Below are 18558 nucleotides of genomic sequence, written 5' to 3'. Positions count from 1 at the left end.
CCGCCCGCCGGTTTCAGTGGCTCAGGCTCAGGACCTGGTTCCACTCTTCCTGCAGCTGCTGCATATAAATCCGGATCGGTTGACCGTCAAATGCTTCCAGGGGGAGGGGTATTTCCTTCCCCGATTCTTCCAGGGATGCCTGAAACAGCGTATGCCCTTCGTTGACATACAGGTTCAGGATTTCCATGGCCAGTTCAATTTCTTCCATGCAGAAGGCGCCGTGAAGGTATTCCTCCTCTGCCGATAAAGCCGCGAACCTCAGATACATACACAGATTCCTTTATGGTGTTGGGTTAGACCTGGACTCTTGCTGCCGCGGCTGGTCACCGCGGACGTTCTTGCTTACGGAAATCGGTGGGATGATGGAAATTGGCGGGAAGGAGATCGTTTGGTTCACCGGGCCGGGGAAGCCGGCCGTCTACAGGACAGAGGACGTTTCGGACTCGAAGGTTTCAACCCGGACAATCGCCCATTCACCCGCCAGCATGGGCAGGCCCCGCAGGACGCCCCGGTTGGTGGTGCAGATGAGGTAGAGGTCACCGGAATTGAAGATGGCCACCACGGACTCGCCGGCGGAGGACGATGGTTTTCCCACCGTCTCGGTCAGGCGCATCCCGTTGTCGTCGAATTCAATTTCATAAATGCGGGAATCATTGGGCTGATACCCTTTCTTAACCATGTTTTTACGAAGGATGGAATACACGTTTTCCGCTTCTTTTTCATCCTTCGTGCCGGGCACAAAAAACTTCATAATAATAAATTAACATTCCTTTACGGTAACCTGAATTTCCCGCGGTAGTTATCTAAAGTTCAAAATTTTTTATTATAAATACCATCCGGTGATAAAAATTCATATTCTTTTTCGATAAAACCGAATGGAAGTCAAAAAATGAGTGAGGATATTGAAATTCTGGTTCATCCGGTCGTACATTTCCGTCTATTTTGACGCTAACATTCCTACACTCATGGCACTTGCCTCCAACCTATCCCGCAAAGACTTTCTGCGGGGTCTCGGGCTCGCCCTCGCGACGCCCTTCCTGACGAAACTGGAAGCCGGACCGCGGGCCACGATGAAAAAAGTGGGCCTGCAACTCTATACCCTGCGAAACGAATTGCCGAAAGACCTGGAGGGGACGCTGAAAAAAGTCTCGGAAATCGGGTATAAGGAACTGGAAACCTTCGGCTATGCCGACGGCAAATTTTTCGGAAAAACCCCGAAAGAGTTCAAATCGCTGATCGCCGGTATGGGCATGAGCAGCCCCAGCGGCCACTACATGCCGGCGAACCTGAAGGCCGACTGGAGCCGGGCCGTCGACCACGCGGCCGAACTGGGGCAGAAGTACATGATGTGCGCCTTCCTGTTTCCGAACGAACGCAAGACCCTCGACGACTACAAACGCTTCGCCGAACTGTTCAACCAGTCGGGCGAGGTGGCGAAAAAAGCCGGGATTCAGTTCGGATACCACAACCACGATTTCGAATTTCAGGCCATCGACGGCCAGTTGCCCTACGATATTCTGCTGAAGCAGACCGACCCGAAGCTGGTCAAAATGGAACTCGACCTGTACTGGACGGTCTTCGCCGGAAAGGACCCCATCGAACTGTTTAAACAGCATCCCGGTCGTTTCCCGCTGGTCCACCTGAAGGATATGGCCAAAACCGAGAAACGGGAGTTTGCCGAAGTCGGCACCGGTTCGATCAACTTCCAGCGGATTCTGGACGCCCGCAAAACCGCCGGAATCGAACATTTCTTCGTGGAGCAGGATGCCGTGGTCAAAGGGACTCCGATGGAGGCCATCGCCGTCAGCTACGCCAACGTCCAGAAACTGAGTGTGTAGGCAAATCGAAATGGAAAAGTGGCGTTGCCGGACCGGCAACGCCACTTTTCCATTTTATTTCATTTATTTTGCTGCCTTGTTCCACCCTACGGATGAAAGAGAAAAACGAGTTATTTAACCGAAAGGATGTCATTGCTTACTTTATTGTCGCTGCGATTGGTGCTTCCTTACAACTGCTGGTCGGGACCCTGACGCAGGAATGGTTCCCGGTCACTTACGAACAGGCTCTGTTAATCGGCTACGTCACTTCGTTTTTCATCGGTTTTTTCCTGACCAAGCTGTTTGCCTTCAACGCGCGGAACTCGACCAAAACCCGGCGCGAAATGACGAAATTCGCCATGGTGTCGGTCATTTCCTGCATCATCACGGTGTACGGCTCCTCGCTGCTGTATTCGGCTTCGACGGCCTCGCTGGGGGTCTTCTCCTTCGTGATTCCGTTCTCGGTCAAGGTCGTCAACGTCAATAAGCTGGTTTCACATACGGCCGGGATGGGCCTGAGCTTCATCAGCAACTACATCCTGCACAAGACCTTTACCTTCCGCAACACCGGCTTCTACGAAAAGCTCAAGCGCCTGCTGAACCTCTGACTTCCGGGGGGCTGCCGGCCCCGCTTCCGGCGCTTTCCGACCGCACCCGGAAACGGCTGCACCCGTTTTCGTAGATACCGTCCTTGAGCAGTTTGCGGAGCATCGGAATGGTCAGGACCCGGTCGTCCGAGCCGCTGACGTAATATCCGGAATACTTGTCGGAGCGATACGGCCGGTCGATGTCGACCGTAAACTCGCCGTTGGTGTACAGGCTGAGAAAGGTGGTTTGCGCTAACCGGCGTTCGAGCGTATTCATGGCTCTGGAAGATAAGGTTCGCTCATCTATCCGCGTTTGGGCCTCCCCGTTATCACCTTCGGTCGTTATTTTTTTGCCGGTTGTTCACCCACAGCCGCCTGCCGTTGATTCCGGCTCCCCCGGCCGGTAGCCAGGGACTACCTTCACGTCCGGAAACTTAGTTAGCTACTTCAACCATGGAACGAACGATGACGCTGCTGGTCACCAGCCTCTGCGCGGCCTCCCTGCTGGGAACGCTGGTGGCCTGGCTGATCTGGCAGCAGCGGGGCAGCGGGCCGGACGATACCCTCGGTATTGCCTTCGGCGGTTTGTACCTGGGGATTGCCGCCGGCCTGCTCGGCTTTTTTCTGAGCTGGTTCCTCGTTCCCCGGTACCTTTTTCCGGCCTACCTGCGCCCGGTTCAGATCGCCGACGGCCTGGTGGTGCTGGGCTGGGGCATCGCCGGACTCATGGCCCTGAGCCGGCAGCCGCAGGAACTGAACTACGACGGCCACCGGCCGGTGCTGGAGGTGGAGGTTCGTGCCGATACGACCCTGCTGAAAGGGAAGGCGATTCAGGATGCCGTCGAGATTCTGTACGTCGGCGGGCAGGATTTTGATTATCCCACCTCCGCGGAGGTCCGGAAAGAAGGGGCGTTTGAGGTCCTGCCCTGGGCCACGGTCCCTTTCGAGGTGAAGGAATGGGCCGTCCGGGTATTTCTGCCCGACCGCCCGACCTGGTTCTCCCTGGCCCTGCCGAAACGCCCGACCCAAAGCACCGACTGGTCCGGCTGGATTAAACCGACCCCCCGCGAAGACAATACCACTCCGGACGGAATCACCCTGCGGTATCGTTTCCGGCTTGTTCCCTTCTCGGAAATGTAAACCGAATTCTTTTAATGACCCGATTGCCCCGCCGGAGCGCCGGGCTGTCCGGACAGGCGGCCGATTTCGTCGTACAGGGCCTTGAAACAGGCGGTCGGCGAATTGCCGTCGGCGGGGGCGGGTTTCCGGCCATAGAACTCATCGAGGAAGGTGCCCGCGTCGGACCAGACCGTCTGGATCATTCCATGAAAGCGGTCTTTCATGACTTTGGTGGCCGTATTCCGGAAACGGACCATATCCTGGGCCTGGGCCACCGCATTTTTCGGTTTCCGCCAGGGGCAGGTCATCACCTTCAGCCCCTTCATGGCGAAATGGACCGGTGTCTGGTCCGGGCGTTCGTAGTGCCAGTCGCAGATCATCACGTCTTTCGGAATCAGATCGACGGCCCGGTGGGTGTTGTTCATGCTGGCCTCCCACATGCCGATGCCGGTTTCCTTGCCGTCGATCAGCCGGTCGCCCCAGATCCAGAGTTTGCGGCCGTCGCGGGCGAGGTGGTCGCGGATGGTCCGGACTTCCCCGGCGAACAGTTCCGCCTTGTCGCGGCCGGAACAGCGCGGGCATTTGTCGTCGCCGAGGTAAAAGACTTCATCCATCCCGGCATGGAAGGCATCGGTTTCGCATACCTCGCAGATTTCATCCACCAACTCGAACACCACCTTATGGACCTCCGGATGGAGCGGGCAGTAGCTTTTGCAATAGAGGCCGTCTTCATTCGGCCAGACGTATTTTTCCGGCATTTTCACGTGCGGAGTTTCGTCGAACTGGGGGTAGACCCGCAGCAGGTTCGTGGTTTTCGAGGCCCACGACTGGTGGCCCAGCAGGTTGATCTGCGGAATGAGCCGGATGCCGTTCTTCCGGCAGGCCCGGACCAGCTTTTTCAGATCCCGTTTCGAGAGGGCGACGCTGTCGCGAAGCTCCGGATGGCTTTTGTACTGGTAGTTAAAATCGATTCGGACGATCAGGGTGTTCACTTTCCGTGGCGCCAGTTCGGTTTCCACGAACCGGACGAATTCGTCGATGCGGTCCGGCTTCGGCGAGCCGATGCAGAAGCCGCGCACCGGCATCAGGCTGTCCGGATGTACCTGGGCCTGAGACGTAAGGAAGGACAGGCAGCCGGCGAGCAGCAGGCAAAGGAAACGCGTTCGCATGAAGGGTTGGGTTTACAGGAGCCAAACAACCGCTGAATCTAAAAAGGAATCCCCATTTTTAAAACCATCCGCTCACTCCAGCTTTTGCAGCAGGCGCTCCTGGGCGGTTTTGAGGTTCCGGAGTTCGGACAGCAGCGTACCCATCGAGGGTTCGGAATCCGGGAAGTCGGTGGTCAGGTAGAGCACGTACTTCCAGAGTTCACGGATTTCTCCGGCGGGCATGGCGTAGGGTTCGTAGGCGGGGTTCAGCGAGTGCAGCACCAGCCGCCGGTGGGTCGCCAGTTCGTTGTCGACCTTCTTGAGCACGATCCCCTCCTGGCTGATGACCACACAGCCCGTGCCGTCCCTGACGCTGTACCAGTCTTCGACGTATTCCCCCAGCACGTAGGAATTGGACGGGATGGGGAGCATGGAATCCCCGCCGGCCGGAAACAGGCGGTATTTGCGGTTTCGGGAAATAAAGGGCAGCGGCAGGCGGAACCAGGGCAACTCGGCAATGAACACCTCGTCGCCGTAACCGCCCTGGCAATAGCCCATTACGGCCTTGACCGGCACCAGTTCGATGTTCTCCTCATTGTCGTCGCCGATGGTCCGCACCAGTTCACGGATGTGAAGCGTCTGGCCCCGCAGACCGGGGTCGGGAGCGTCGAGCAGCTGTCCGACCTGCCGGGGCGACAGCTTCGAGAGGTCATGGTGGGTCAGCAGGTCGAGCGTTACCTTGTACAGCGAGGCCAGGCGGGCGGCCACTTCGAGCGGAGGGTCCGCCTGGCCCTTTTCGTATTTCGACAGCGTCTGGCGGGAGATTTTGACCAGGTCGGCCACATCCTCCAGTTTCATCTGGTAATGGTTACGCAGGGTAACCAGGTTATCGGATAATTTCATCGTTTCTGCGGGTTGGGCCGACCGGGCCGGACGGCCGATGCTATTATCCTTCTTTTTGCCGTATTATCCAAGCGGTTAAATCGAAATGTTAAAAATAGTGGCGGATTTATGTTAAAAATAGTTGCGTAATTGGGCTGAAATTGGTAGGTTGCAATATCAAAAGACACCTGTCTAATCCAGTCGTTCCCTGGTTGAACGGCTGCTCCAAACCATCCTGTTAACTGTTCGAAAAACGATGCAACCCATTCAATCCCGCATTTGGGACGGGCAGCAGATGCTTTATCTGGCCGGGCTGCCCCTGACCCGCGAACCCTTTCTGACGATCTGGCTCCAGGAAGCGATTGCCCTCATCAATCAGGTTCCGCCCGTCGAGGAGGAGAACTTTCAGACGGCTTTTTCCTGGCGGCTGATGCGCACCATCGGTCAGACCGACCGGGAAGGCACGCTGCTGTACGAAAATGACCTGGTGGAGTGGGACGGCCGGATCTACGAGATCGGCTGGTCGAGCCACCGCTGCGGCTACGCGCTGTTCCAGCCCCTCAGTCTGCACCACGTACCCACCTTTTCGCTGAGCGCTCTGCACGCCCGCCAGCTCCGGGTGCTGGGCAACCGGTACGAACACCCTCAGCTGCTGCGGCAGCGGTATTATTCGCACGCGGCCTGAGCGCTTTCGCGCCCTTTCCTTCCATGAAATCAAAAAGCCGGACCGTCCCTCGGGGCGTCCGGCTTCCGTTTGAAGGAATGTCGGGCCGATCAGACCCGGGTCGGTTCCAGGCATCGGGTGAAGCCCAGCTGCAGCAGCTGTCTGCCCACCTCCTCACCTACGATCCAGTAGATGCTCTGGTCCATGGTCATGATCCAGAGCGGGCCTTCGTGGGGGTCGTTCGCCTGCCACCAGAGGCCGGCCTGTTCGGCCGTTTCAAAAATGACGATCGGCATCGTGAGCGCCGACGGCAGAACTTTCAGGACGGCTAACCAGATTTCCTCATTCATAGGTTAAGAAAGAAGCCGGCCCTGGCCCAAAAGGTTTTCGGGCAGACTTCCGGTTATCAGCAACTCAGAGTTGCCCAACCCAGCAACACGGCCATACAACCGAACATACAGGCTTTCACAAGCCGCCGAACCTGCGTGTGGCGGGCGACCGGCCTCTGGAAAGCGGTGTAAATCCAATATGCTGCCAGCAGGCCATACAGGAGCGCAGAGATCCCGATCAGGTAGTTGGCCTGCATGGTTCGACAATCAGATTCAAAAGTGAAAACAGGAGAGTAGTGCTACAAGGGCGACCGGTTTATGGCCGTTGTCCGGCAATGTATCAAATCACATGCCACCCATCCGAAAGATACCGGTTTTCGCGGTTGTCGGTTCCTTTAATTTATTATTCGACACCATGAGGGGAAAAGTGTCTGAAAACGGCTCCGCATAATAGGAAAACGCCCCCTGGTCGGGCATTTGTCCGGGCATGGTATGAATTTTGCCCTTTTCGGCCTGACTCTGGTCCAAACCTTTATCCTGAAACCCTTATGGAATCCGTACTCCAGATGCTGTCGACCGACAGCTCCATGCAAAGCCTGAATTTTCCGCAGTGGAGCCACCAGGTGCAGGAACTGTTCGATCTCTATCATGCCCTGCTTGTCACTCAGGATAAAGCCCGGACGGCCGAGGAGGCCGAGTCGCTGGAAAAAGGCCGGCAACATCTGCTGGAGGAACTGGTCGCCCTGTTCACCGGCCTGCAAAGCGCCCCACCGCAGGAGGACCAGACCGCCCTGCACGACTATCTCGAACAGTATTACGTAAGGCTGAGGGAGGAGGAACTCTACATCCGGGAGCTTCTCCGGCAGGTTTCGGGTACGACGACGCCCGGCTTCCGGGCATTCGGCTGAGACCGACCACCTTCCGGTCCGGACGGTTTTGGCCGTCTGTACGATCGCTTTCGCTCAAATGTATGAACAAATACGGCTGAAAATAGTCTATACGTTATCAATCATTTGAAGTGTAGGCATGGACAGGCCGTTTACGATTGTGTTGCTGGATGACGATGAAGAAGAATGCGTTCTGATTTCATCCGTCGTGGTGAAAGAATGGCCCGATGTGGTTCTGCAGTGCATTCACAGCGGGGCCGAATTCTGGAATTACCTGGAAACCGCCGAAACCCCGCCGGGGCTGGTCATGATGGATCTTAACCTGCCGGTCGAAAGCGGGTACGAACACCTGAAGCGCTTGCGGAAGGACAAACGATTTCAGGCCATCCCGGTGATCGTTTATACCGGGTCGCCATCGGAGGAAGACGTGGCCGCGTGTTATGAAGCCGGCGCTACCGCTTATCTGACAAAACCGGACGATCTGTACGGGTATCGCGATATGATGCATCATATCCGGAGGTTCTGGATCGACACTCCCCGGCCCTCGGGAAAGATCAACCCGGCCCTTCCCAATAACTGAACCGGGGGCCGGGTTTTTATTGAAACTTCCTTTTTTCGTATAGACTGATCCGGCAGGCGGAAGGAGCGTCGCTCAGGTTAGGGGAGGCAGCACCTGCTCGATTTCCGCCCGATGGGATTCATACTGGGCCGGCAGCTTCAGATGCGTCCCCAGGTCGGCCAGCGGCTCGTCGACGGTAAAGCCGGGATAGTCGGTGGCAATCTCAAACAGCACGCCCCCCGGTTCGCGGAAATACACCGAATAAAAATAATTCCGGTCGATCCGGTCGGTCACCTGAAGACCGGCTTCGGCGATCCGCTCGCGGAAAGCCGTCTGCACGGCCTGGTCCTTCACCCGGAAGGCGACGTGATGCACCGTGCCGCCGGCCACCAGTCCCTCGGCCTCCCCCGGAACCTCCACCAGGTCCACCAGCGCGGCATTCTCCACGGCGGAGGTGGCATACCGGTACCGGTTCACGTGCTGGTCGATGAGCCGGTATCCGAAGATTTCCGTCAGCACATAGGCCGTGGGTTTGATGTCGGCCAGGGTCAACGTCACGTTGTGGAAGCCGCGGGTGGCGACGTCGGCCCCGATTTCTCCGGTGGCCCAGGGTCGGCGGGCATCCGGCGTTTTCGACACGATCAGTTCCAGCTTCAGGCCGTCGGGGTCGAGAAAGGGCAGGTAGGTTTCCCCGAACCGCTGGGTGGGCTTGTTGAACAGGACGTTGTGCTCCCCGAACCGTTTCAGCCAGAAATCGAGGCTGCCCTCCGGCACCGAGTAACCGATCTCGGTAGCCATGCCGGTCCCCCGGCGGCCTTTGTCAATGCCCTCCCAGGGAAAGAACGTCAGGATGGTTCCGGGCGAGCCGGCTTCGTCGCCGTAATAGAAGTGATAGGTTTCGGGATCGTCGAAGTTGACGGTTTTCTTCACGAACCGCAGGCCCAGAACCCGGGTATAAAAGTCGTAATTGCGACGGGCGCCGGCGGCAATGGCCGTGATGTGGTGCAGCCCGAGAATCTGGTTTTCCATACGTAGAGTGCGTTAGGGTGAACGGTTGAAAACCGCCTGGCGGGCAAATTACGAAAAAAGCCGTCAAGCCGGTTCGGCGGGCCGGTTTTTGCCGGTTTAATTTGCCGCAATCCGCCCGCAGGATTGCCGTTTTTACACCCCCTCGGAGTGGGAGAAAGGAGGTAAATTTGTTCTGTGCTTCGAGCCGCAGCCGAATCAGTTTTCAACCATAACCATTCTTCCCATGAAAACGACTAAAATTGCTTACTGGATCCTCACCGGATTGTTCGCCTTCGTGATGCTCGGTTCCGCCGTTCCCGATATTCTGATGGTTCAGATGGCCGCCGACGGCTTCCGGGAAATCGGCCTGCCCACGTACCTGCTGCCTTTCGTGGGCATTGCCAAACTGCTCGGCGTGATCGCCATCCTGGTTCCCGGCTTTCCGCGCCTGAAGGAATGGGCCTACGCCGGACTGATCTACGACCTGCTGGGGGCCACTTACTCGATTTATTCCAGCGGAAAGGAGGCTGCCAACTGGCTGCCCATCACCTTCTTCATCGCGCTTGGATTTGCTTCGTATTTTTACTACCACAAACGTCTCAAAGCCGGAAAGGCGGAGCCGGACCGGAAGCCGACGGATGCGTCCGTTTCCGCGCCTGCCGGCTATGCCTTCCGCTGACTCCACACCCATGAACAACCGATTTTATGCCATCCTCGGAAATACGCTGGTCGCATCGGTGACCAACACCTTCGTCTGGTTCGCCATCACCTTCTGGGTGTATCTGGAAACAAAATCGGTCGTAGCCACTTCGGTGATGGCGGGGGTCTATCTGGGGACCGTCGCCGTCTCCGGCTTTCTGCTGGGGTCGATCGTCGACCGTCACTCCAAAAAGACGGCCATGACCCTCTCCAGCGTGATTTCGCTGGGGCTGTATGTCGTATCCGGGCTGATCTATTTCCTCACGCCCGAACAGGTCTTTAAAAACCCCGCCAGCCCGGCCCTCTGGGTGTTCATCATCCTGGGGCTGGCCGGGGCCATCGCCGGCAATCTCCGCAGCATCGCCCTCTCCACCCTCGTGACGATCCTGGTTCCGGAAGCGGAGCGCGACCGTGCCAACGGCCTCGTCGGGACGGCCAACGGGGTCTCTTTTCTGGTGGCGTCCCTGTTCAGCGGCATGGTCATCGGTTTTCTCGGAATGGGCTGGATGCTGATTCTGGCGGTGGTGCTGACCACGCTGGTGCTGCTGCACCTGCGGCTGCTGTCCCTCCCGGACGGACGGGCCGAGCCGGCGGAAAGCGACAGCGGCCCCATCGACATCCGGGGGACGATTCGGGCGTTGAGGCAGGTGCCGGGCCTGCTGGGGCTGATCTTTTTCAATACGTTCAACAACTTTCTGGGCGGGGTGTTCATGGCGCTGATGGACGCCTACGGGCTGTCGCTGGTGTCGGTGCAGGTCTGGGGTGTCCTCTGGGGTTTCCTGAGCCTCGGTTTCATCATCGGCGGAGCCGTGGTGGCCCGGCGGGGGCTGGGCGTCAGCCCGCTGCGGACCCTCTTTATGTGCAACATCGCCATGTGGACCATCTGCGTCTTCTTCACCATTCAGGCCTCCATCGTGCTGCTCTCCGTCGGGATGTTCCTGTACCTGTGCCTGATCCCGGCGGTGGAAGCGGCCGAGCAGACCATCATCCAGAAGGTGATTTCGCCCGAACGCCAGGGCCGGGTTTTCGGGTTTGCCCAGAGCGTGGAGCAGGTGGCGGCCCCGGTGACGGCCTTTCTCATCGGACCCATCGCCGAGTATGTTTTCATTCCCTTCATGACCACGGGCGGGGGCGTCGACCTGATCGGCGGCTGGTTCGGCACCGGCCGCGACCGGGGCCTGGCGCTGCTGTTTACGATGACCGGCCTGATCGGGCTGCTGGTGACGCTGGCCGCCAAACGCTCCGGTGCCTACCGGAAACTGGCGGAGATTTACCCCCGGACGACCGCCGAAATGGCCGTTTCGGAATAACCGTTCATCCGGTTTGCAGCGAACCGACGGATTCATGCAGCCAATGGGCTGAGAATCCGTTGGTTTCCTGCCCGGTTTGACGTACTTTCCGGACTGATTCCGGTTTCCGAACTTCCGATCTGCGTGCTGACCGACAAACTTCTTTCCCGCTGGCTGTTCACCGCCTGGCTGGTGCTGGGGCTGCTTTACGGCATCCAGCAATACCTCTTCTTCTCGCTGGAGGGCACGACCTGCAACTTCTGGGGAACCCTCGTCGACCAACTGCCCAACTTTGCCCTCTGGGGCGTCTATAGCCTGCTGATTTTCCGGTTGAACCACCGCTTCCCGATCCGGGCCGATAACCGGCTGAGTCGGGGGCTGCTGCACCTCGCCGTCGCCACCGCCTTTGCGGCTTTTCACATCGGGGTGCTGGGGTCGGTGCGCTGGCTCTGGTTTTCGTGCTGCGAAGCCGATACGTTCGTGGGGCATCTGGCGGTTTATTCCCGCGCCTGGTTCTTTTTCCAGTATGTGCTGTACGGGCTGGTGCTGCTGCTGGTCAACGCCCTGCAGTGGCATGACCGCTACCGGGCCAGGCGCGAACAGGCCCTGCTCCTGGAAAAACAGCTTACCGAAGCCGAACTCCGGATCCTGAAGATGCAGCTGAACCCGCATTTCCTGTTCAATGCGCTGAATACCGTCAGTATGCTCATCCGGGTGCAGGAGCCGGAGCAGGCCACCCGCACCCTGGCCGCGCTGGGCCATCTCCTCCGCGAATACCTCAAAACCAGCGCCACCCAGCAGGTGTCCGTCGAACGGGAGGTGACCAACCTGAAGCGCTATCTCGCTATCGAGCAGGTGCGGTTCCAGAACCGTTTCCGGTATGAAATCACCGTTTCGCCGGAGAGCCGTTCCGCCCTGATTCCGGACCTGCTTCTGCAGCCGCTGGTCGAGAATGCCCTGCGGCACGGCTTTGCCTGCCGGATGACCGACTGCCGGCTGGAAGTCGGCATCCGGACCGACGGGCAGTCCGTGCAGGTCGTCCTGAGCGATAACGGCTGCGGCTTCGACCCGGAAACCGTGCGCCGGGGCATCGGCCTGAACAATACCGTCCAGCGGCTGGAAAAAATCTACGGCCCTGAGGCCGCCTTTCGGATCGAAAGCGCTCCTGGGGCCGGGACCCGCCTGACGCTCCGCCTTCCCTTTCAAACGTCCGTCCCCGATGAACAGCCCGAAGCCCTTGAAAGCCTGCGTAATTGACGACGAGCCGCTGGCCCGGGAGGGGCTTTGCCGGCTGCTCGCCCGCCATCCTGCCGTCGAGGTGGCAGGCTCGTACGCCATCGGGAATGCGGCCGTTGGACAGATCCGGCAGCACCGCCCCGATCTGTTGTTCCTCGATATTCAGATGCCGCAGCTCGACGGTTTCGAACTGCTCGATGAAGTGATCCGGACCATCCGGCCGGTGGTGATCTTCGTGACCGCCCACGAGGAACACGCCCTCCGGGCCTACCAGGTGAAAGCCTTCGACTATCTGCTCAAACCGTATACCGACGACGACCTTTTTCAGACCCTCGAACGGGCCGAGTTATACGTACGGGGGCAGCAGGCCCTGACCGGGCTGCCGGAGCCGGGGTTGTCGGCCATCCCGGTCCGGACCCGGCGGGGGCTGGAACTGATTCCGCTCGACCGCATCGACTACATCCGGTCGTTCGACTATTATGCCTGCCTGTTCAGCGGGGGGCGGAAACACCTGCTCCGGCAGTCGATGAACGAACTGGAGGAGCAGCTCGGGCCGGCCGGCTTTGTCCGCGTACACCGCACGGTGCTGGTTCCTCTGCGGGCGATCCGGTCGCTTTCGGCCCAAGCCGTCGTGACGCAGGACGGCATTTCGCTGCCCGTCAGCCGGGCGGGCCTGTCCCGGCTGAAAGCCGTTCTGGAACGCTGAGGCCCCCTCCGGCTTTCCCTGCAAAAGAGGGTGGGTTCCCTGCAAATCTCTTTCGGAAACACCGTCGGGTATTCAACTTCGGAGCGTGGAGTTCAATCCCCTCCGAAACCCCGATGATCCGCACCTATTTTCGCCTGGCGTGGCGCAATCTGCTCAAACGGAAATTCTACAGCGGCATTGAAATGGCCGGCCTCACCGTCGGGCTGGTGTGCTTCACGCTGGTAGCCCTGTACATCCGGCGCGAACTCAGCTACGACCGGTTTTTCAACCATGCCGACCAGATCTACCGGGTCACGAACATTGAGGACCGGAACGGCAACCGGTATTCGGGAACATCCTCGGCCATGGGGATTCATATTGCGCAGGACCTGCCCCAGGTGACCAAAGTGATGCGGGTGTTCTTCCCGAACCGCATGGGCTCGTATTCCACCCTGATCCAGCGCCGGGGGGCGGGGAACCTCCGTTCCGGGAAAGACGAGATGCGGAGTAGCGACTCCCGTTTTTACGAAACGGAAATTCTGCACGCCGACTCAACCTTTTTCGATTTTTTCGACTTCCGGTTTCTGCTCGGTAACCGGAAAACGGCCCTCCGCGCGGCCAATGCGGTGGTGTTGAGTGAGCAGACCGCCCGGCGGTATTTCGGGGAGCAGAACCCCCTCGGAAAAATCCTGATGCTCGACAACCGGGACCCGCTGGTCGTGACCGGGGTGGTGGAGGTGCCGGACAACACGCACCTGGCTTTCGACTTTCTGAGGCCCGCCCACTGCCGCCCCGAATGGCTCAATACCTGGATGTATACCATGGCCTTCACCTACGTGCAGGTGCCCGACGAAACCGCCGTTCCCGCCCTGGAAAAGCAGATCTACCAGCTGGTGATGACCCACACCCGCGGCCGGCCCAATACCGATTATCTGAAAAGCTATCACCACCGTCTCCAGCCCCTGACCGACATTCATACCACCGTTCTGAACTGGGACATCGTCCGGGCGGTGCCGGCCACCCAGCTGACGGTGTTCGGAGCCATTGCCGTATTGGTTCTGCTGCTCGGCATCGTGAATTTCGTGAATCTGGCAACGGCCCGTTCCGCCGAACGACTGCCCGAGGCCGGTATCCGCAAGATTATGGGGGCAACGGCCCGCAATCTGGTTCTCCAGCATCTGGCCGAATCCCTGCTGCTGACCGGTTTTGCCGGTGCGCTGGCCGTCGGACTGCTTTACGGACTGGTGGGGCCGTTCAACGCCGTGGTGGGCGGTTCGGTGGCCTTTACCGACCTGCTGACGCTTCCGGCCCTGACGGCCTATGCGCTGCTGCTGCTGGGGGTGGGGCTGGTGGCCGGGGCTTATCCGGCCTGGGCCATTGCCCGGTTTGCGCCGACGCAGGGCCTGAAAAGCGCCCGGGCGACGGCCGGCACCGGCCAGAGCCTCCGCCGAAGCCTGGTAGTGGTGCAGTTCGTGGTGTCCATTGCCCTGTTCTGCGGGGCGCTGGTCATCGACCGGCAATTGACCTTTCTGCAAAGTGCCGACCTGGGGTTCCGGCCCGAACAGGTGCTGGTGGTCCGGATGCGGAATGCCGACCGGCCGCAGTTCGACCGGCTTCGTAACGAACTGCTCAAACAGGCTGGAATCCTTAAAATCGGGGGCGCGTCGACCTATATCGGCGGGTCGCCGGGAAGCTGGCCGTATCTGACGGAGGAGATGCCCTTCGAGCGGCCCGAAAACTTCGTCAATACGATGCAGATCGAGCCGGAGTTTCTGGAAGTGATGGGAATTCCGCTGCTTCAGGGCCGCAATTTCTTCCCCGATAATGCCTCCGATTATACGGAAAGCTATATCGTGACGGAATCCGTCGTCCGCAATTTTCACCTGAAAAAACCGATTGGGGCCGTGTTCCGTCCATCGAACCGCCCAACCGGCCGCATCATCGGGGTCGTGCGGGATTTTCATTTCGAATCCCTCCAGAAACCGCTGGGCCGCATGGTGTTCGGCATCGACTCGACGGCTTCGTACCGCAACCTGTTCATCCGGCTGGACGGCCGCCGGGTATCCCGAAGCATTCAGGCCATCGAAGCCGTCTGGAACCGCCTGATGCCGGATTATCCCATCGAATATTTCTTCCAGGATGAGTCGTTCCGGCGGCTTTACGACCAGCAGCAGCAATTAGGCCGCATGGCCCGGTATTTCACCGGTCTGGCTCTGTTTCTGGCCTGCCTCGGCCTGTTCGGGATGGCGTCGTTCATGACGGTGCAGCGCACGAAGGAGATCGGCATCCGGAAAGTCCTGGGCGCGAGCGTGATTCAGATCGTCGCGATGCTCGGGATGGAATTTGTCCGGCTCGTCATCCTGGCCACCTTGCTGGCCGGCCCGCTCAGCTGGTATGCCGCCGGCCGCTGGCTCGACGACTTCGCCTACCGCATTCCGTTTCCCTGGTGGGTGTTCGGGGTGGCGGGCCTCACCGTGCTGGCGGTATCCCTGCTGACGGTTTCGTGGCAATCGCTGAAAGCCGCCCTCGCCAACCCGGTCGAGAGCCTCAAAACCCGCTGAACCGCTGGCCAGTTCAGGGCCAGTAGTGGGCCATTTTCCGGCGCAGGAAGGCCACGCTGCGCTCGAGCTGGTCCATCCCGTCGACGCCGTCCTCGATGCTGATCCATCCGTCGAAACCGACCCGTTTCAGTTCGGTGAAAATAGCGTCGTAATCGTTCAGCCCCTTGCCGATTTCGCCGTGGCTGAGCCGCTTGACGTAGCCCGCCGAGCCGCTTTCTTCCCGCCGAAGGTCCTCGATGGTGCCCTCTTTGAGGTAGCGGTCGCTGGCGTGCATCGTCACCACCCGGTCCGATACCCGGCGGAGCAGTTCGAGCGGGTCCTCCCCGGCGAGGTAAGTGTTGCTGGGGTCGTAATTGACCCCGAAATTCGGATCCCGGACCCGGTCCACGAGCCGGCAGAATACGTCCATCTTCTGGGCAAATTCCGGGTACTCCCAAAAGTCGTCCTTATAGTGGTTTTCGATGATGAGGGTGATGCCGCGCTCCCGGGCGTAGGGCAGGCAGGCTTCGATGCAGTCGGCCGCCAGTCGGACGCCTTCTTCGATTGACAGTTCGGGCCGGCGCTGGCCGGAAAGGACCCGGCAGTAGGAACCGCCGAGGGCATGGGTCATGTCGATCCATCGCTTCTGTTTGGCGATTTCCTTCTCCCGGAAACCGGCGTCGGGGTGGGTGAAATCCGGCGAGCAGCACATCATCGGAATGACCTTGCCGTGGTCCTCAACCTGCCGCCGAAAGCGCGGCCAGTTGGACTCGTCGGCCATTTCCAGAAAACCGGCGTACCATTCCAGACCGTCGATGTCGAGCCGGACGGCGAGTTCGATCCATTCGGAGACGCGCATGGTGCCGTCCTTGCAGAGGGCCTGCATAAAAGCTTTGGGGAAAGCGGCTAAGTGGGGCATGGTGGGGAGTTTATGGGTTTGGGAGTTTAGGGGTTGGGGTTAGTTTTTGGGTGGGTTTCGTCCGAAAAAAGGATACTGCTCCAGATCGACGACCTGCCCGCTCACGGGGCCGCTCTCGTCGCCCAGCCAGTAGACGGCGGCCGCGGCAATCTCGGAAGGCCACAGAATCCGGCCGGCCGGGGCAAAGGAGGGAGGGAGATCGCGGTACCAGTCGGAGGGCATCCCCTGTTCGTGTTTGCGCCGGGCCTCGTTTTCGGTCAGCACCCAGCCGGGGTTGATCTGATTCACCCGGACCCCTTCCTCCCGCAGCAGCGTATCGCCGAGGTTGCGGGTCAGGGTCGTCAGCGCCCCTTTCGAGACGCTGTAGGCCAGCAGGCCGGGTTCCCCGCTGTAGGCATTCACGGAGCCGATATTCAGCACGCAGCCCCGGGTCCGGCGCAGATGGGGCAAAGCCGCCTGAATCAGCGCGAAAGGGGCCAGCGTATTGACTTCCAGTATTTTCCGAAAAAACGGCAGGTCTGTGGTCTGGATCGTGGAGGGGATCACCAGGGCGGCATTGTTCACGACCGCATCCAGCCGCCCGAAAGCTTCCAGGGCCGTATCGACCAGCCGTTGCGGAACGCCCTCGGCCGTCAGATCTCCGATCCGCAGCCGGGCCCGGTCCGGACCGATCTCCGCCACCACGGCTTCGCCCAGTTCCGGCTCCAGGCCGTTCACGACCACCCGCGCTCCCTCCTCCGCACACCGTTTGGCGATGGCCTTCCCGATGCCGGTGCAGCTTCCGGTCACGATGATGACTTTCTGTTCGAGACGCATGGTTTTCAGGTTTGGCTGTACAGCTTTTACCCCCAACCCCCTGAAGGGGGCTTAGCTCCGCAATGCCTGGCTGGCAGCACCAAGCCCCCTACAGGGGGTTGTTTGAGGAAGGGTTCTTGCTTCCAGGTCGGATGGTCATCCTGGGGAACATGGACCACCGGACCACCCCCGGCCCCTCCTTGTCAAGGAGGGGGAGAGCGCTGCCAGATATTAACCCTGCGGAGCCACCCCCTCGTTAGCAGGGAGGGGGCTGGGGGTGGTTCTTCGTTCCTCGTGATGACAAAAACGGACGGAAGAACAAAACCGGCTCAGCCATCAAAAAATCAAACCGGCTTCAGCACGCTTTTCACCACTTCGCCCCGATGCATCTTCTCGAACGCTTCATGCCAGTGGTCGAGGGACCAGACGCCCCCGATGATGGGTTTGACGTCGAGCTGCCCGTTGGCGAGCAGGGCCAGGACGCGCTCCCAGATCGGCCAGTTGTGACTGAAACTGCCCTGCAGGGTGACGTTTTTCTGAACGAGCGGGTCGAGCGAGAAACCCAGCGGCTGCGGCCCCCAACCCACCTTGGTGATGTGGCCGTTCGGGCGGACGAGCTGCATGGCGAGCTTCAGGGTGATGCTGGCCCCGGCGGCATCGATGATGCAGTCGGCCCCCAGGCCGTCGCGGGCTCTGGCCCACTCGCCGGCGTCGCCGATGATGCCCTCGCAGCCGTACTGTTCGGCAATGGCGATCCGGTGTTTGTCGGCTTCCAGGCCCACCACGGCCACTTCGGCCCCGCAGAGCCGGGCCATGGCCGCACAGAGGATGCCGATGGTGCCGGGACCGAGCACGATGACGCGGTCGCCGGGTTTGAGACGGCTGTTTTCGACCACGGCATTGAAGGCCACGCAGCAGGGTTCCGTCAGACAGGCCTGTTCGAAGGCCAGTTGATCCGGAACGCGGTGGAGGCAGCGGGCCGGGACGCGGACGTATCGGGTCATGGCCCCGTTGACCCCGTAGCCGAAGCCTTTGCGGGTCGGGTCGAGATTGTAGCGGCCCTGGCGCGACATGGGGTTGTTGGGGTCGATGACGGCCGCCGTCTCGCTGACCACCCGGTCGCCCTCCTTCCACCCGACCACCCGACTGCCGACCTCGGCGACGTGTCCGCCGAATTCGTGGCCCAGCACGACGGGGTAATTCACCGGCCAGCTATGGTCGGCGGTCCACTGGTGGAGGTCGCTGCCGCAGACGCCGACGTTGGCGACCTCCAGCAACACGTCCTCTTCCCCGATAGACGGTTTTTCGATTTCACGCAGTTCGACGGAATATTTCTCCGGAGCAAAATTAACGACGGCGGCAGATTTCATAATGGATCGAATTTTGTCTCAAATC

Annotated in this window: 21 protein-coding genes; 11 read left to right on the top strand and 10 right to left on the bottom strand. The window is 59.8% G+C overall.

The features are described 5' to 3' along the window. Positions 1 to 13: 13 nt before the first annotated feature. Both DX909_RS10780 and DX909_RS10775 read right to left on the bottom strand, forming a co-directional pair. Positions 14 to 268, bottom strand: coding sequence for a hypothetical protein (locus tag DX909_RS10780; RefSeq protein ID WP_128545182.1), 255 nt, complete (start codon positions 266 to 268; stop codon positions 14 to 16). 150 nt (positions 269 to 418) lie between these two features. Further along, positions 419 to 751 (bottom strand): hypothetical protein, encoded by a 333-nt coding sequence (locus DX909_RS10775; protein WP_128545181.1) that lies wholly within the window; start codon positions 749 to 751, stop codon positions 419 to 421. Positions 752 to 965: 214 nt separating this feature from the next. On the opposite strand from DX909_RS10775, the gene DX909_RS10770 reads away from it, so the two are divergent. Beyond that, entirely contained in the window at positions 966 to 1838 is an 873-nt protein-coding gene (locus DX909_RS10770) for a sugar phosphate isomerase/epimerase family protein (RefSeq protein ID WP_128545180.1), read from the top strand. A gap of 92 nt (positions 1839 to 1930) precedes the next feature. Continuing rightward, positions 1931 to 2425 carry a GtrA family protein gene (locus DX909_RS10765; RefSeq protein ID WP_128545179.1) on the top strand — a complete coding sequence of 165 codons (495 nt, stop codon included), beginning with the start codon at positions 1931 to 1933 and terminating at the stop codon, positions 2423 to 2425. Here DX909_RS10765 and DX909_RS10760 read toward each other — a convergent pair. Further along, positions 2403 to 2681, bottom strand: coding sequence for a hypothetical protein (locus DX909_RS10760; protein ID WP_128545178.1), 279 nt, complete (start codon positions 2679 to 2681; stop codon positions 2403 to 2405). The two genes, DX909_RS10765 and DX909_RS10760, sit on opposite strands and share 23 nt — an antisense overlap. Before the next feature lie 176 nt (positions 2682 to 2857). Here DX909_RS10760 and DX909_RS10755 point away from each other — a divergent pair, with 176 nt between their 5' ends. After that, positions 2858 to 3544: a hypothetical protein gene (locus DX909_RS10755; protein ID WP_128545177.1), complete on the top strand. Its 687-nt coding sequence runs from the start codon at positions 2858 to 2860 to the stop codon at positions 3542 to 3544. An 11-nt stretch (positions 3545 to 3555) separates the two neighbouring features. Here the strand turns inward: DX909_RS10755 and DX909_RS10750 are convergent, their stop codons facing one another. Both DX909_RS10750 and DX909_RS10745 read right to left on the bottom strand, forming a co-directional pair. Further along, complete coding sequence (locus tag DX909_RS10750; protein WP_128545176.1) at positions 3556 to 4692, bottom strand: family 20 glycosylhydrolase; 1137 nt, start codon at positions 4690 to 4692, stop codon at positions 3556 to 3558. A gap of 72 nt (positions 4693 to 4764) precedes the next feature. Beyond that, on the bottom strand, positions 4765 to 5574 hold the full coding sequence (locus DX909_RS10745) for an XRE family transcriptional regulator (RefSeq protein ID WP_128545175.1): 810 nt from the start codon (positions 5572 to 5574) through the stop codon (positions 4765 to 4767). A gap of 235 nt (positions 5575 to 5809) precedes the next feature. Between DX909_RS10745 and DX909_RS10740 the strand changes: the two genes are divergently transcribed. Beyond that, positions 5810 to 6238 (top strand): YopX family protein, encoded by a 429-nt coding sequence (locus DX909_RS10740; RefSeq protein WP_128545174.1) that lies wholly within the window; start codon positions 5810 to 5812, stop codon positions 6236 to 6238. An 89-nt stretch (positions 6239 to 6327) separates the two neighbouring features. On the opposite strand, the gene DX909_RS10735 is transcribed toward DX909_RS10740, so the two are convergent. After that, a complete protein-coding gene (locus DX909_RS10735; RefSeq protein ID WP_128545173.1) occupies positions 6328 to 6567 on the bottom strand; it encodes a hypothetical protein in 240 nt (79 codons plus the stop codon). 527 nt (positions 6568 to 7094) lie between these two features. On the opposite strand from DX909_RS10735, the gene DX909_RS10730 reads away from it, so the two are divergent. Then, positions 7095 to 7454 (top strand): hypothetical protein, encoded by a 360-nt coding sequence (locus tag DX909_RS10730; RefSeq protein WP_128545172.1) that lies wholly within the window; start codon positions 7095 to 7097, stop codon positions 7452 to 7454. 118 nt (positions 7455 to 7572) lie between these two features. Beyond that, positions 7573 to 8013, top strand: coding sequence for a response regulator (locus DX909_RS10725; RefSeq protein WP_128545171.1), 441 nt, complete (start codon positions 7573 to 7575; stop codon positions 8011 to 8013). Between the two features lie 72 nt (positions 8014 to 8085). On the opposite strand, the gene DX909_RS10720 is transcribed toward DX909_RS10725, so the two are convergent. Further along, entirely contained in the window at positions 8086 to 9021 is a 936-nt protein-coding gene (locus DX909_RS10720; protein WP_128545170.1) for a ring-cleaving dioxygenase, read from the bottom strand. A 223-nt stretch (positions 9022 to 9244) separates the two neighbouring features. Between DX909_RS10720 and DX909_RS10715 the strand changes: the two genes are divergently transcribed. From DX909_RS10715 to DX909_RS10695, 5 genes are all read left to right on the top strand, one after another. After that, positions 9245 to 9679 carry a DoxX family protein gene (locus DX909_RS10715; RefSeq protein ID WP_128545169.1) on the top strand — a complete coding sequence of 145 codons (435 nt, stop codon included), beginning with the start codon at positions 9245 to 9247 and terminating at the stop codon, positions 9677 to 9679. A gap of 10 nt (positions 9680 to 9689) precedes the next feature. Further along, positions 9690 to 11009 (top strand): MFS transporter, encoded by a 1320-nt coding sequence (locus DX909_RS10710; protein WP_128545168.1) that lies wholly within the window; start codon positions 9690 to 9692, stop codon positions 11007 to 11009. A 123-nt stretch (positions 11010 to 11132) separates the two neighbouring features. Next, the gene (locus DX909_RS10705) at positions 11133 to 12245 is read left to right on the top strand and encodes a sensor histidine kinase (RefSeq protein ID WP_128545167.1); all 1113 of its coding nucleotides are present in this window, start codon (positions 11133 to 11135) and stop codon (positions 12243 to 12245) included. Continuing rightward, positions 12226 to 12930, top strand: coding sequence for a LytR/AlgR family response regulator transcription factor (locus tag DX909_RS10700; RefSeq protein WP_164851256.1), 705 nt, complete (start codon positions 12226 to 12228; stop codon positions 12928 to 12930). The genes DX909_RS10705 and DX909_RS10700 overlap by 20 nt, the downstream gene beginning before the upstream one ends. A gap of 113 nt (positions 12931 to 13043) precedes the next feature. Beyond that, on the top strand, positions 13044 to 15470 hold the full coding sequence (locus tag DX909_RS10695) for an ABC transporter permease (protein WP_128545165.1): 2427 nt from the start codon (positions 13044 to 13046) through the stop codon (positions 15468 to 15470). 13 nt (positions 15471 to 15483) lie between these two features. Here the strand turns inward: DX909_RS10695 and DX909_RS10690 are convergent, their stop codons facing one another. From DX909_RS10690 to DX909_RS10680, 3 genes are all read right to left on the bottom strand, one after another. After that, entirely contained in the window at positions 15484 to 16368 is an 885-nt protein-coding gene (locus tag DX909_RS10690) for a sugar phosphate isomerase/epimerase family protein (protein ID WP_128545164.1), read from the bottom strand. A gap of 39 nt (positions 16369 to 16407) precedes the next feature. Next, positions 16408 to 17184, bottom strand: a complete 777-nt coding sequence (locus tag DX909_RS10685) for an SDR family NAD(P)-dependent oxidoreductase (protein ID WP_128545163.1) — start codon at positions 17182 to 17184, stop codon at positions 16408 to 16410. 323 nt (positions 17185 to 17507) lie between these two features. Then, entirely contained in the window at positions 17508 to 18533 is a 1026-nt protein-coding gene (locus DX909_RS10680; RefSeq protein ID WP_128545162.1) for a zinc-binding dehydrogenase, read from the bottom strand. Positions 18534 to 18558: the final 25 nt, after the last annotated feature.

The organism is Larkinella soli, assembly GCF_003703975.1.
GTDB classification, from domain to species: domain Bacteria; phylum Bacteroidota; class Bacteroidia; order Cytophagales; family Spirosomataceae; genus Larkinella; species Larkinella soli.
Note: the sequence above shows the minus strand (reverse complement) of the source record. Positions and strands in the feature narration are given on the sequence as shown.